Consider the following 13,039-nt stretch of genomic DNA (forward strand, 5'->3'; position numbering starts at 1 on the left):
GGCGGCATGGGGGTGGCGGACATATGTGGGGCCGCCATGAAGGCGGCCCCGGCAGCGTTGTCGGACACCACCATGACCGGGTGTGGCTGACCTGGTGTCAGGGGCAGCCGCTGTCGGCGATGGTGAAGTAGCCCGCAGGTGACTCCTTCAGTGTGTGGGTGACGAACGTGTTGTAGAGGCCCATGTTCTGCTGGGACCCCTTGGCGTAGGTGGAGCCGCCGCTGGTGGTGGCTCGCCCGGCCTGCACCTGGGCGTAGTTGCTCGCCGTCCAGCAGGCGGCGCCGGTGCCACCGCCGCCGCCGCTGCCGCCGCCCGGATCGGAGGTGTCCAGGCCGAAGAACCGGGCGATCCAGAGGCTGGAGCAGATCGAGGCCGGGAAGTAGGGGGCGCCGGTGCTGCCACACTGCTCCGTGCCGGTGCCCGGGTCCACCGGGGTGCCGTGGCCGATGCCGGGGACCCGGTCGACCTCGACGGCGACCGTGCCGTCGGCTGCCAGGTACTGGTCCTGCCGGGTGGCGTCGGGGCCGATGGTCGTACTGCGGGTCGGGGTCTGGGAGAGGCCGTGCAGGGCCGTCCACTGGTCGCGCAGCTCGGTGGCGTTGCGCGGGGCGACCGTGGTGTCCTGGTCGCCGTACCAGACGGCCGTGCGCGGCCACGCTCCGGTGTACGACGGGTAGGCGTCCCGTACCCGCTGGGCCCACGCGTCGGGGCTGAGGTCGACGCCGGGGTTCATGCAGGTGTAGGGGCTGTTGTCCTGGGTGCAGTCGTAGGGCAGGCCCGCGACGACGGCGCCGGCGGAGAAGACGTCGGGGTAGGTGGCGAGCATGACGGCGGTCATGGCGCCGCCGGCGGACAGGCCGGTGACGTAGACCCGCTGGGGGTCGGCGCCGTAGGCGGTCACGGCCTGGCCCGCCATCTGCCGGACGGAGAGGGCCTCGCCCTGTCCGCGCCGGTTGTCCGTGGTCTGGAACCAGTTGAAGCACCGGCTCGGGTTGTTGGCGGTGGAGGTCTGCGCGAAGACCAGCAGGAAGCCGTCCCGGTCGGCGAGTTGGGGCAGTCCGGAGTTGTCGGCGTAGACCTGTGCGCTCTGGGTGCAGCCGTGCAGGGCCACGACGACCGGCGGGTGCGCGGGCAGGGACGCGGGCCGGTACACGTACATGGTGAGGGCGCCGGGATTGGATCCGAAGTCGCTCACCTCGGTGAGCGCCACGGACGCCCGGGCGGACGGCAACGGGCCGGCCAGCGCGGTGCCGAGGACGACGGCGACCACCGCGAGGAGGCGGGACAGCAGACGCGCACGGGGCGGCGCTCCGGGCGCCGTGCGGAACGCAGGCAGGGGCATGGCGGCTCCTTCCGGGGACAGGTGTCCCGGCCGCTCGTGCGCGGGTCGGCGCCTGGAGCGTCGGGCGTGGCGGAACCGTATGTACCTGTGTGGCACGGCACCATGGCGCGGGACACCACAGCCGTGTCCCTGCCGGTCGGTACCGGGCGGATTGCGGGGCCCCGTGCGGTCTGCTACGTGCGTTCGGCCGCGCCTGAAGCCGGTGCCCGCCTCACTCCTCGGAGGCTCCCGGTGGCACCACGGCGATCGGGCTGGCCGCGTGCAGCAGGACGGCCTGGGTGACCGAGCCCATCATGCGGGCGGGGGAGAGCAGGCGCCTGCGGTGCCGGCCGACGACGACGAGTTCGGCGTCCTTGGAGGCGGCGACGAGATGGCCGGCTGCGTCGCCGGGCAGGGCCTCGGCGTCGGCGCGGACCTCGGGGTGCCGCTTGCGGTGCGGGGCGAGGAAGCCCTCGGCGAGCGCGCGGGTCTCCTGCTCGACGGCGTCCCGGTCGACCTGGGGCGGCAGGATCTGTCCGGGGGCGGACCATGTCTGCACCGGCCACGGGTAGGCGGCGATCACCTGCACGCGGGCCCCGCGCAGGGCGGCCTCCGCGAAGGCGAGGGCGAGGGCGGCGTCGTCGGGGCTGTCGACGTGCAGGCCCACGACCACCCGGGGCCCGGGGTCGGCCGGCCCGTCCCCGTGGACCTGCCGGTCGGGCCGGGGCACGACGACCACCGGGCACTCGGCGTCCCGGGCGGCGGCGAGGCCGTTGGAACCGAGCAGCAGGCTGGCGAAGCCGCCGCGGCCCCGGGAGCCGAGCACCAACAACGCGGCGTCCGTGCCGAGTTCGGGCAGGACGGCACCCGGGACGCCCTCCAGGGCGACGTACTCCACCGCGGGTTCCGCGCCGCGGTCCGCGAGCCGGGCGTGCACGTCGTCCAGGACCGGGTCGCCCTCCGCCTCGGGCGGCCCGGCGACGAGTACGTCGGCCTGGCCCCAGGCGGCGTACTGCCGTACGTGCACCACCCGCAGCGGTGCGGCGCGGCGGCGGGCGGCGTCGAAGGCCCACTCCAGCGCGCGCAGGCTGTCGTGCGAACCGTCGACCGCGGCGATGACGGGTGCAGTGCTCATCGTTCCTCACCTTTCGGAACACGACCTTCCCCTTGCTGGGACCAGCCTGACGCAGGCGTCCGCCCCAGCGGGGCCCTGCTGGTCGCGTGTCCGGAAAACGGCGCGGAACACCCCCGGTTCGGCTGCCGGTGGCCTTTCCGCGGCGGGCGGTCGCGCGGGATCAGGTGAGGTCGAACTCCCCCTCCCGGGCGCCGGAGACGAAGGCTCCCCATTCCGCCGGCGTGAAGATCAGGGATGGGCTCGTCGGACGGCCGCTGTTGCGCATCGCGATGAAGCCCTCGACAAAGGCGATCTGGACATCGCCCAGACCTCGGCTGCTGGACTGCCACTCGGCGTTGCTGAGGTCCAGCTCCGGCTTGTCCCAGCCCGTGAGCGGCTGCTGCTGGATCGTGCTCTCGGCCACGTCCGTGCTCCTCCCGGTTCGTCGTCCGCGGGCCAGCCTAGCGACCGCTCACGATGCCCAACAGGCCACGTGGGAACGACTTTCAGGACTCAGGGGGCTCTGCCCCCACGAGCCACATGGAGAAGAACTGGGAGCCGCCGCCGTAGGCGTGCCCGAGGACCTTGCGGGCGCGGTCCAGCTGGTGCTCCCCGGCCTGCCGGCGCACCTGGAGGGCGGCTTCGGCGAAGCGGATCATGCCGGAGGCGCCGATGGGGTTGGTGGACAGCACTCCGCCGGACATGTTGACCGGCAGATCGCCGTCGAGTTCGGTGACGCCGGACTCGGTGAGCTTCCAGCCCTCGCCCTCGGCGGCGAAGCCGAGGTTCTCCAGCCACATGGGCTCGTACCACGAGAACGGCACGTACATCTCGACGGCGTCGATGTCCCGGCGCGGATCGGCGATGCCGGCCTGGCGGTAGACGTCGGCGGCGCAGTCCTTGCCGGCCTGCGGGGAGACGAAGTCCTTGCCCGCGAACAGGGTCGGCTCGCTGCGCATGGCGCCGCCGAGCATCCAGGCCGGCGGCCGGGGTGCGCGGGCGGCTCCGGCGCGGTCGGTGAGGATCATGGCGCAGGCGCCGTCGGAGGACGGGCAGGTCTCGGAGTAGCGGATGGGGTCCCACAACATGGGTGCGGCCTGGACCTTCTCCAGGGTGATGTCGTGCTCGTGGAGGTGGGCGTAGGGGTTCTTCAGCGCGTTGCGCCGGTCCTTGTAGGCGACGAGGGAGCCGATGGTGTCGGGTGCGCCGCTGCGCCGCATGTAGGCGCGTACATGGGGGGCGAAGAAGCCGCCGGCGCCGGCGAGGAGGGGCTGCTGGAAGGGGATCGGCAGGGACAGGCCCCACATGGCGTTCGACTCGGACTGCTTTTCGAAGGCGAGGGTGAGGACCGTGCCGTGGACGCGGGCGGCGACCAGGTTCGCGGCCACCAGCGCGGTGGACCCGCCGACCGAGCCGGCGGTGTGCACCCGCAGCATGGGCTTGCCCACGGCGCCGAGCGCGTCGGCGAGGTACAGCTCGGGCATCATGACGCCCTCGAAGAAGTCGGGCGCCTTGCCGATGACGACGGCGTCGATGTCCGCCCAGGTCGCCTCTGCGTCCTCGAGAGCGCGTCGGGCGGCCTCGCGGACGAGTCCGGCGATCGAGACGTCCCGGCGGGCGGCCACGTGCTTGGTCTGGCCGACGCCTACGACGGCCACGGGCTCCTTGCTCATCGTGGATCCCCTTCGAGTACGGCGACCAGGTTCTGCTGCAGACAGGGGCCGGAGGTGGCGTGGGCGAGGGCGCGGTCGGACGCGCCGCGGTGGATGCGGGCGGCGGCCTCTCCGATGCGGATCAGTCCGGCGGCCATGACGGGGTTGGCGGCCAGCGCCCCGCCGGAGGGGTTCACGCGGACGTCGTCGCCGAGGCCGAGCGCCCTGCGCAGGATCACCTCCTGGGCGGTGAACGGCGCATGCAACTCGGCGGTGTCGACGGGCCGTTCGAAGGCGCCTGCCTTGTCGGCGGCCAGCCGGGCGGACGGCGAGTCGGTGAGGTCGCGGACGCCGAGCCCGTGTGCCTCGATGCGGTGGTCGATGCCCCGGATCCAGGCGGGCCGTTCGCACAGCTCCCGGGCCCGTTCCCCCGCCGCGAGGATCACGGCGGCGGCGCCGTCGCCGACGGGCGGGCAGTCGCCGGTGCGCAGGGGCCGTACGACGTAGTCGCCCTGGGGGATGCTGCCGCCCTTGACCTGGGCGTGCGGGTTGGCTTCCGCGTCCGCCCGGCTGCGGGCGCCGACGGCTGCCAGCGCGGGCTCGTCGGTGTGGCCGGCGTCTATGAGGGCCTGCGCCTGGAGGGCGGCCAGAGCTATGGAGTCCGGCCACAGGGGCGCTACGTAGTACGGGTCGAGCTGGCGGGTCAGCACGTCCCGCACCGAGCCGGGCGAGCACTTGCCGTAGGAGTACACGAGGGCGGTGTCGGCGTCACCGGTGAGCAGTTTGGTCCAGGCCTCGTACAGCGCCCAGGCGCCGTCCATCTCCACGTGCGACTCGGAGATCGGCGGCCAGGCGCCCACGCCGTCGAGGGCGAGGGTGAAGGAGAAGGCGCGGCCGGCGAGGTAGTCGCTGGAACCGGAGCAGGTGAAGCCGATGTCGGCGGCCCTGAGGCCGGTCTGCGCCAGGACCTCGTGCAGCACCGGCATGACCATCTCGACCTCGGAGGACTCCTCGGTGGAGCGCCGGTGGTCGGTCTGGGCGAAGGCGACGACCGCGATCTCCCGGTTCACAGCAGCTCCTTGTAGGTGTCGTAGTCGGCGTCGGGTTCACCGGCGGGCCGGTAGTGGTCGGGGTAGCGGGCGCCCTCGGTCCACACGGGTTCGACCCGCAGGCCCATGCGGACCTGGTCGTAGGGGACGCCGCCGATCCGGGCGTGCAGGGCGAGGTCGGCGCCGTCGAGGGCGATGTGCGCGTAGACGTAGGGCACCTCGATGTCGAGGTTCTTCGCCTTGATGTTGACGATGCAGAAGGTGGTGACTGTGCCGCGGGGACCTACTTCGACCTGCTCTGCTGTGGCCACGCCACATGTGGGGCAGGCACCCCTCGGCGGGACGTACACCTTGCGGCAGGAGGGGCAGCGTTCGCCGACGGTCCGCTGCTCGGAGAGGGCATGGATGTAGGCGGACTGGGCGCGGCCGGGTGAGTAGGTGTAGTCGAGGCGGGCCGGGGCGACGATCCCGCTGAGCGGCTCGTCGAACGCGCCGGTGTGACCGGTCGGCTGCCCGGCTCCTCCTTCGTACGGCTCGAAGCAGGCGATGTCGGTGATGGCGCCGGTGCGCTCCGCGGCCCAGCGGATGCGCACCCGCATGCCGGTGCGGACGGCGGCCGGGCCGGGGGCGTCGAGGGCGTGCAGCAGGGCGGTGTCGGCGCCGTCGAGCCGGACCAGGGCCCAGGCGAACGGGGTGTCGAGCGGCTGGCCGCGGCGCGGTTCGTGGTTCCACGCCCAGGTGGTGACCGTACCCGTGGGGGCGACCTCCACCAGGTCGCGGATCTCCTCGGCGGTAACGGGGTCGTACTCGACGGGTGGGACGAGGGTGCGTCCGTCGCCGGTCCGCACGCCGAGGACGACGCGTTCGCGCAGGCCGGTGAGGAAGGCGCTCTGGACGGGGCCGAGGGAGCGGGTGAAGGGGAATTCGACGACGAGAGGGGCTCGGAGCACTTCGGGCATCCTGGGGGACTCCTTCGGCGGGTCAGGCGCGCTTGTAGTCGGGGGGCCGTTTCTCCGCGAAGGCGCGGGCGCCTTCCTTGGCGTCGGCGGTGTCGAAGATCGGCCAGCCGCGCGCGAGTTCGGCCGCGAGGCCGTCGGTCTCCGTCATCTCGGCGGCCTCGTACACGGACGCCTTGACGGCCTCGACGGCGAGCGGACCGCAGGCGTTGATCCGCTCGGCGATCTCCAGGGCCTTGCCGATCGCGGTGCCGTCGGGGACGACATGGCCGATCAGGCCGATGTCCGCGGCCTCCCGGGCGGTGTACGGCCGTCCGGTGAGCAGCATCTCCAGGGCGTGGGTGCGCGGGATCTGGCGCTGCAGCCGGACGGTGGAGCCGCCGATCGGGAACAGCCCGCGTCTGACCTCGAAGAGGCCGAACGTCGCGGACTCGCCCGCGACCCGGATGTCGGTGCCCTGGAGGATCTCGGTGCCGCCGGCGACGCAGTACCCCTCGACGGCGGCGATGACCGGTTTGCGCGGGCGATGGTGACGCAGCATCGCCTTCCAGTGCAGGTCGGGATCGGCCTTGAGCCGGTCGCGGTGGTGCTCGCCCTGCATGCCGTTCCCGGCCAGCGCCTTCAGGTCCATCCCGGCGCAGAAGGAGCCGCCGGCCCCGGTGAGCACGATCGAGCGGATCCCGTCGTCCGCGTCGGCCTCCAGCCAGCCGTCGTACAGGCCGACGAGCATCGCGATCGAGAGCGCATTCTTGGCGTCGGGCCTGTTGAGCGTGAGCACGAGTGTGGCACCCTCGCGCCGCACGGTGAGGTGTTCCGTCCCGCCCATGGGCTTTCTCCCCTCGGTGAGAACGAGAACAGGTTGCAGTAGGCGGGGAGGCACTTCAAGGGTTTTCTGACAGACAGTCAGATTTCTTGGCGCGAGGGCTTCACAGTTGCGGCGGCCTTTGCTCTGATGACCGGCGAAGCGACGGTTCTCACCTTTTCTTCGTCGGGGCTGCCGGGGTCAGGAGGAGCGGTGGAGTACAACCTTGCCGACCTGTTCGAGTCGGTCGTGGACGTGGTCCCGGACCGCGAGGCGCTCGTGTACGTCGACCGTCCCGGCACCGGCGCGGAACGCCGTCTGACGTACGCGGAGCTGGACGCGGCCGCCAACCGGATCGCCCACCATCTCCTCGACAGCGGGATCCGGCCGGGGGAACACCTGGGCCTCCACCTGTACAACGGGGTCGAGTACCTGCAGACGGTGCTCGCCTGCCTGAAGGCACGGGTCGTCCCGGTCAACGTCAACTACCGCTATGTCGAAGAGGAGTTGGTGTACCTCTACCGGGACGCCGATCTGGTCGCGCTGGTCTTCGACGCCGAGTTCGCGGACCGGGTGGCGGGCGCGCTGCCACGGGTCCCCCGGCTGCGGCATCTGCTGCGGGTGGGCCCGCAGGCGTCTTCGGTGCCCGGGGCCGTGGCGTTCGCGGACGCGGAGGCCGGCGGCGCTCCCGGGCGGGGCTTCCCGGCCCGCTCCGGGGACGACCAGTTCATCATCTACACCGGCGGCACGACCGGCATGCCCAAGGGTGTGATGTGGCGCCAGGAGGACCTGTTCTTCGCCGGGCTGGGCGGCGGGGCGCCGACCGGGGAGGCGGTGAAGACGCCGGAGGAGCTGGCCGAGCGGGTCGCCGCCGGCGGCCACGGCATCACCTTCTTCCCCACTCCCCCGCTGATGCACGGCACCTCGACGCTGACCGCGTTCATCGGCTTCAACTTCGGCCAACGTGTCGTCGTGCACCGCAAGTTCGTGCCGGAGGAGGTGCTGCGGACCGTCGAGAAGGAGAAGGTCACCAGCATGTCGCTGGTCGGCGACGCGATGCTCCGGCCGCTGATCGACGCGCTGAGCGGGCCGCTGAAGGGCACGGACTGCTCCGCCCTGTTCAGCGTGTCCTCGTCGGGCGCGATCATGTCGGAGACGGTGCGCCGGCAGTTCCGGGAGCTGGTCCCGAACGCCGTGCTGCTCAACAACTTCGGCTCCTCCGAGTCCGGCTTCAACGGCACGGCGACGGAGGACTCCGGTCCCGAGCGCGGCTTCCGGCTGAGGGTCAACTCCCGTACCCGCGTGGTGGATCCGGCGACGTACGAGCCGGTCGCGACGGGCGAGATCGGCCGGGTCGCCCAGTGCGGCCATGTCCCGCTCGGCTACTACAACGACCCGCGCAAGACCGCCGAGACGTTCTTCGAGAAGGACGGGCAGCGCTGGGTCCTGCTCGGCGACATGGCGACGGTCGACGAGGACGGCGTGGTCACCGTGCTCGGCCGGGGCTCGCAGTGCATCAACACCGGAGGCGAGAAGGTCTACCCGGAAGAGGTCGAGCAGGCGCTCAAGGCGCATCCGGACGTGTACGACGCGCTGGTCGCCGGGGTGCCGGACGCCACCTGGGGCAACCATGTGGCGGCCGTGGTGCAGCTGCGGGAGGGAGCGGCGCGGCTCTCGCTCGACGACATCCAGAGCCACTGCCGTACCCGGCTGGCCGGTTACAAGATCCCCCGCCAGCTGGTGATCACGGACTCCGTCCGGCGGTCCCCGAGCGGCAAGGCGGACTACCGGTGGGCGCGGGAGGTGGCGGTGGCCGCCGACCAGCGGTAGCACCCCGGGGTGTCCCCCCGCCCTCTCCGCCCCGCAGGACTACTCTGTGCGCACGATCGACGCCCACCCGGCCACGCTCGGTGACCGTCGATCGGTCGAGCGACGCCGGTCCCGGCCTTCCGCACCGCACCGGCACCGGCCACGCACGGAAGGATCTGCGGGTGACGCACCCCACGCCTGATCACCTCCCGGCAAGCCCCCACGAGCCACGCAACGGGGCGGGAGAGGACGGGGGACCTGCCGGGCCGGAGCGGGCTGGGGATGCGGCAGAGCCACGACCGGCTGGGGATGCGTTCTGGTCGGGGGAAGCCGTCGGTGCTGCCGGGACGGCGGAGCCTCGGGGGCTTGCGGGGCCGGTGGGAGCCGGGAATGTCGGCGGCGCCACCGTAATCGAGGGGTCCGGCTGGCCGGCGGAGGCCGCAGGCGCTGCTGGACCGGGGCAGGCCAAAGGCACTTCGGTGCTGGAGGCGCAGGAGGCAGTGGCGCCCGAGCCGGTCGGTGAACGCGGGCGCGTCGCGCGGGGCGCGACCGCGTGGGCCCGACGGCTCGGTGGGCGTACCCGCATCGCCCGGGATTTGGCCGTACAGGTCCTGCGGCTCGCCGGGCGGGATCGTGGCGTGCCGGGCGCGTCCGCGTGGGAGGGGCGGGCCGGGGGGCGGGACCGTGTCGGGCGGGGAGTGGCCGTCGGGGTGACCGTCCTCGCCGCCGCTCTGCTCCTGGCCGCCCTGCTGCTGCCGAACCAACCCGACCGGCTCACGCCGACCGCGTTCCTGCGTCTGCCCGGTGAGGGCGTTCTGCTCGCCGCCGTGCTGCTCGCGCTGCCGCCCCGGCCGCGACGGGTCGGCGCCATGGCCGTCGGCGCGCTGATCGGCCTGGTCACCCTGCTCAAATGCCTCGACGTGGGTTTCTACTCGGTGCTGTACCGCCCCTTCGATCCGGTGCTGGACTGGGGTCTGCTGGGCAGCGCGGCGGACTATCTGCGCGAGACGTCCGGCCGCGCCGGCGAGCTGGCCGCGCTCGCCGGCGCGCCGCTCCTCGCGATCGCCGTCCTCGCCCTCACCGCCGGTGCGACGGTGCGGCTGACCGCCCTGATGGCCCGCCACCGCGCCCGAGCCGTCCGTGTCGTCCTGGTGCTGAGCACCGCCTGGATCACCTGCGTCGTGCTCGGCCTGCGCAGCGGTGGCGTGCCGGTCGCCTCGACGCTCGACGCGGATCTCCTGGGCACCCGCGTCGAGCAGGTGCGCCTCTCCCTCGCCGACGCACGCCTCTTCCGGCGCGAGGCCGCCGTCGACGCCTTCGCCCACACGCCCCCGGGGCAGCTGCTGACCGGTCTGCGCGGCAAAGATGTGCTGTTCACGTTCATCGAGAGCTACGGCCGTTCGGCGATCGAGGACCCGGCGATGGCCCCGCGGATCGACGCCGTGCTCAAGCGGAGCACCGAGACCCTCGCGGCCGCCGGATTCCGGGCGCGCAGCGGCTGGCTGCGCTCGCCGGTGACCGGTGGCGGCAGCTGGCTCGCCCACTCGACGTTCCTGTCCGGCCTGTGGATCAACAACCAGCAGCGGTTCCGCACGCTCACCTCCAGCGACCGGACGACCCTCACGGGCTCCTTCCGCAGGTCCGGCGCCTGGCGCACGGCGGGGATCGTGCCCGGGGTGCTGGTGGCCTGGCCGGAGGGCCGCTTCTTCGGCCTGGACCACATCTACGACGGCCATCACCTCGACTACCACGGGCCGGACTTCGGCTGGTCGCAGGCGCCGGACCAGTTCGCCCTGGAGACGTTCCAGAGGCGGGAGTTCGGCAGGCGGGGCCGGGGTCCGCTGATGGCGGAGATCATCCTGACCTCCAGCCACTATCCGTGGGCGCCCGTGCCTCACCTGGTCGACTGGGCGGCGCTCGGCGACGGCTCGGTCTTCCAGCAGGTCAGGCGGGGCGGCTCGACCGAGAAGGAGGTCTGGGGCAACCCGGAGAGCGTGCGCGCCGCGTACCGCACGTCGATCGAGTACTCGCTGAACAGCCTCGTCGGGTTCCTGCGGCGGTACGGCAATGAGAACACGGTCCTGGTCTTCCTGGGCGACCACCAGCCCGTGCCGACCGTCACCGCGAACAGTCCCCGCAAGGACGTGCCGGTCACCCTCGTCGCCCACGACCCCAAGGTGCTGGACCGGATCTCCGGCTGGGGCTGGACGGAGGGCCTGAAGCCCGCCTCGAACGCACCCATCTGGGCGATGAACAGCTTCCGCAACCGCTTCCTGCGGGCGTTCGGGCCGCAGCCGGGCGGATCCGGGCGGGGGCAGTAGTTCCCGTCGTAACTCCACACGACCATGGTCCGGTTCAGGCCGGTGCGGACCGGTGCGAGGCGGTGCGGGCCGGTGCAGAAAATCTTCGCAACCCTCTTGTCCGGAGCCGCATGGCCTGAATTACTGGCCCAGTGCGGATCGACCGAATGATCGGTCGTCCGGTATGTGAGGATGGCGAGGGAGACGACGCGATGGCGGACACGACGGACCTGCTCGACGCGGGCGAACGGCTCGGGCCCGGGGAACTGCGGGAACTGCAGCTGGAGCGACTGCGCACCTCACTACGACACGCCTATGACAACGTGCCGTTCTACCGGGCGTCCTTCGACAAGGCCGGCGTCCGACCGGAGGACTGCCGCTCCCTCGCCGACCTGGCCCGCTTCCCCTTCACGACCAAGGCCGACCTCAGGGAGAACTACCCGTACGGCATGTTCGCCGTGCCACGCGAACGGATCCGTCGGCTGCACGCCTCCAGCGGCACCACCGGCCGCCCCACAGTGGTCGGCTACACGGACAACGATCTTTCCATGTGGGCCGACATGGTGGCGCGCTCGATCCGGGCGGCCGGCGGACGTCCCGGTGACATCGTGCATGTGGCTTACGGCTATGGGCTGTTCACCGGCGGGCTGGGCGCCCACTACGGTGCCGAGCGCCTGGGTTGTACGGTCGTCCCGGCCTCCGGCGGTATGACGGCCCGGCAGGTGCAGCTGATCCGCGACCTGGAACCCGCCATCATCATGGTGACCCCGTCCTACATGCTCACGCTGCTGGACGAGTTCGAGCGCCAGGGCGTCGATCCGCGTGCCACTTCGCTGCGCGTGGGCATCTTCGGGGCCGAGCCCTGGACCCAGGAGATGCGGCGCGAGATCGAGGAGCGGTTCGCCATCGACGCCGTCGACATCTACGGGCTGAGCGAGGTGGTCGGCCCGGGGGTGGCCCAGGAGTGCGCGGAGACCAAGGACGGGCTGACGATCTGGGAGGACCACTTCTATCCGGAGGTGGTCGATCCGATCACCGGCGAGGTACTGCCGGAGGGTGAACAGGGCGAGCTGGTGTTCACCTCGCTGACCAAGGAGGCCATGCCGATCATCCGGTACCGCACCCGGGACCTGACCAGACTGCTGCCCGGTACGGCACGGGCGTTCCGGCGGATGGAGAAGATCACCGGACGCAGTGACGACATGGTGATCCTGCGCGGGGTCAACCTCTTCCCGACACAGATCGAGGAGATCGTGCTCCGCACACCGGGCGTGGCCCCTCACTTCCAGCTCCGGCTGACCCGTGAGGGACGGCTGGACCGGCTCACCGTCCGGGCCGAGGCACGCCCCGACGCGGGGCCGCAGTCCCGGGACGCGGCGGCCCGGTCCATCGCCGCGGCCGTGAAGGACGGCGTCGGGGTGTCCGTCGACGTGGAGATCGTGGAGCCGGAGTCGCTGGAGCGCTCGGTCGGCAAGATCCGCCGGATCGTGGACCTGCGGCAGCGGGACGCCGGATAGGGCCACCCGCGCCCGCGCCACCGGGCAGGAGGCCCGGTGGCCGGCCGTGATCGCATCGACGTACCTCGAAACATCGTCGCGGTCCTATACTCCGAAGGCATGACGGACACCACCCCCTTCCCGGACCAGGATCTGGTCAACGCGCTGCGGGCGCTGTCCAATCCGATGCGGCTGCAGATGCTCCGCTGGCTGCGCGAGCCCGAGCGGCACTTCCCGATGGAGACGGCCATCGCCGATCCGGCCGAGGTCGGTGTGTGCGTGAGCCACATCCAGGCCAAGGCGGGCCTGGCCCAGTCGACGGTCTCGGCCTACATGGCCGAACTCCAGCGCGCGGGTCTGGTCCGGGCCACCCGCGTGGGCAAGTGGACCCACTACAAGCGGGACGAGCAGCGCATCGCCGATCTGGTCGCGGAGCTGGGACAGACGCTCTAGCTCCGGCTCCGGCTCCGGCTCCGGCTCCGGGCGACCCTCGCCGTCACCCACCGGCACCCACCGGCACCCACCGGCACCCACGACGCA

11 protein-coding genes are annotated in these 13,039 nt (G+C 72.1%); 4 read left to right on the top strand and 7 right to left on the bottom strand.

The features are described from left to right. Positions 1-97: 97 nt before the first annotated feature. From AQI95_RS13340 to AQI95_RS13370, 7 genes are all read right to left on the bottom strand, one after another. Entirely contained in the window at positions 98-1,342 is a 1,245-nt protein-coding gene (locus AQI95_RS13340) for an extracellular catalytic domain type 1 short-chain-length polyhydroxyalkanoate depolymerase (protein ID WP_067121903.1), read from the bottom strand. 211 nt (positions 1,343-1,553) lie between these two features. Then, positions 1,554-2,456 (bottom strand): universal stress protein, encoded by a 903-nt coding sequence (locus AQI95_RS13345; RefSeq protein WP_067121907.1) that lies wholly within the window; start codon positions 2,454-2,456, stop codon positions 1,554-1,556. Positions 2,457-2,616: 160 nt separating this feature from the next. Continuing rightward, positions 2,617-2,859 (bottom strand): DUF397 domain-containing protein, encoded by a 243-nt coding sequence (locus AQI95_RS13350; RefSeq protein WP_067121910.1) that lies wholly within the window; start codon positions 2,857-2,859, stop codon positions 2,617-2,619. Positions 2,860-2,941: 82 nt separating this feature from the next. After that, on the bottom strand, positions 2,942-4,108 hold the full coding sequence (locus AQI95_RS13355) for a thiolase domain-containing protein (protein WP_067121911.1): 1,167 nt from the start codon (positions 4,106-4,108) through the stop codon (positions 2,942-2,944). Continuing rightward, entirely contained in the window at positions 4,105-5,157 is a 1,053-nt protein-coding gene (locus AQI95_RS13360; protein ID WP_067121914.1) for a thiolase domain-containing protein, read from the bottom strand. The genes AQI95_RS13355 and AQI95_RS13360 overlap by 4 nt, the downstream gene beginning before the upstream one ends. Further along, a complete protein-coding gene (locus tag AQI95_RS13365; RefSeq protein WP_067121917.1) occupies positions 5,154-6,095 on the bottom strand; it encodes a Zn-ribbon domain-containing OB-fold protein in 942 nt (313 codons plus the stop codon). Before AQI95_RS13365 ends, AQI95_RS13360 begins: the two co-directional genes overlap by 4 nt. Positions 6,096-6,117: 22 nt before the next feature. After that, positions 6,118-6,918, bottom strand: coding sequence for a crotonase/enoyl-CoA hydratase family protein (locus tag AQI95_RS13370; RefSeq protein ID WP_067121920.1), 801 nt, complete (start codon positions 6,916-6,918; stop codon positions 6,118-6,120). Between the two features lie 189 nt (positions 6,919-7,107). On the opposite strand from AQI95_RS13370, the gene AQI95_RS13375 reads away from it, so the two are divergent. The 4 genes from AQI95_RS13375 to AQI95_RS13390 all read left to right on the top strand — a co-directional run bounded on the left by AQI95_RS13375 (position 7,108) and on the right by AQI95_RS13390 (position 12,952). After that, positions 7,108-8,724, top strand: coding sequence for an acyl-CoA synthetase (locus tag AQI95_RS13375; protein ID WP_067121923.1), 1,617 nt, complete (start codon positions 7,108-7,110; stop codon positions 8,722-8,724). Positions 8,725-9,182: 458 nt separating this feature from the next. Beyond that, on the top strand, positions 9,183-11,024 hold the full coding sequence (locus AQI95_RS13380; RefSeq protein ID WP_244188728.1) for a sulfatase: 1,842 nt from the start codon (positions 9,183-9,185) through the stop codon (positions 11,022-11,024). A 191-nt stretch (positions 11,025-11,215) separates the two neighbouring features. After that, positions 11,216-12,520 carry a phenylacetate--CoA ligase PaaK gene (gene paaK, locus AQI95_RS13385; protein ID WP_067121924.1) on the top strand — a complete coding sequence of 435 codons (1,305 nt, stop codon included), beginning with the start codon at positions 11,216-11,218 and terminating at the stop codon, positions 12,518-12,520. 99 nt (positions 12,521-12,619) lie between these two features. Further along, a complete protein-coding gene (locus AQI95_RS13390; protein WP_067123043.1) occupies positions 12,620-12,952 on the top strand; it encodes an ArsR/SmtB family transcription factor in 333 nt (110 codons plus the stop codon). The last annotated feature ends 87 nt before the right edge of the window (positions 12,953-13,039 follow it).

Origin of the sequence: Streptomyces yokosukanensis, assembly GCF_001514035.1 — a bacterium.
Classification (GTDB): Bacteria; Actinomycetota; Actinomycetes; order Streptomycetales; family Streptomycetaceae; genus Streptomyces; species Streptomyces yokosukanensis.

What these genes read in the sequence shown, in the direction of transcription:
- AQI95_RS13340 (WP_067121903.1), bottom strand. Translation starts at nt 1,342, where the DNA reads ATGCCCCTGCCTGCGTTCCGCACGGCGCCCGGAGCGCCGCCCCGTGCG.
- AQI95_RS13345 (WP_067121907.1), bottom strand. Translation starts at nt 2,456, where the DNA reads ATGAGCACTGCACCCGTCATCGCCGCGGTCGACGGTTCGCACGACAGC.
- AQI95_RS13355 (WP_067121911.1), bottom strand. Translation starts at nt 4,108, where the DNA reads ATGAGCAAGGAGCCCGTGGCCGTCGTAGGCGTCGGCCAGACCAAGCAC.
- AQI95_RS13365 (WP_067121917.1), bottom strand. Translation starts at nt 6,095, where the DNA reads ATGCCCGAAGTGCTCCGAGCCCCTCTCGTCGTCGAATTCCCCTTCACC.
- AQI95_RS13370 (WP_067121920.1), bottom strand. Translation starts at nt 6,918, where the DNA reads ATGGGCGGGACGGAACACCTCACCGTGCGGCGCGAGGGTGCCACACTC.
- paaK (WP_067121924.1), top strand. Translation starts at nt 11,216, where the DNA reads ATGGCGGACACGACGGACCTGCTCGACGCGGGCGAACGGCTCGGGCCC.
- AQI95_RS13390 (WP_067123043.1), top strand. Translation starts at nt 12,620, where the DNA reads ATGACGGACACCACCCCCTTCCCGGACCAGGATCTGGTCAACGCGCTG.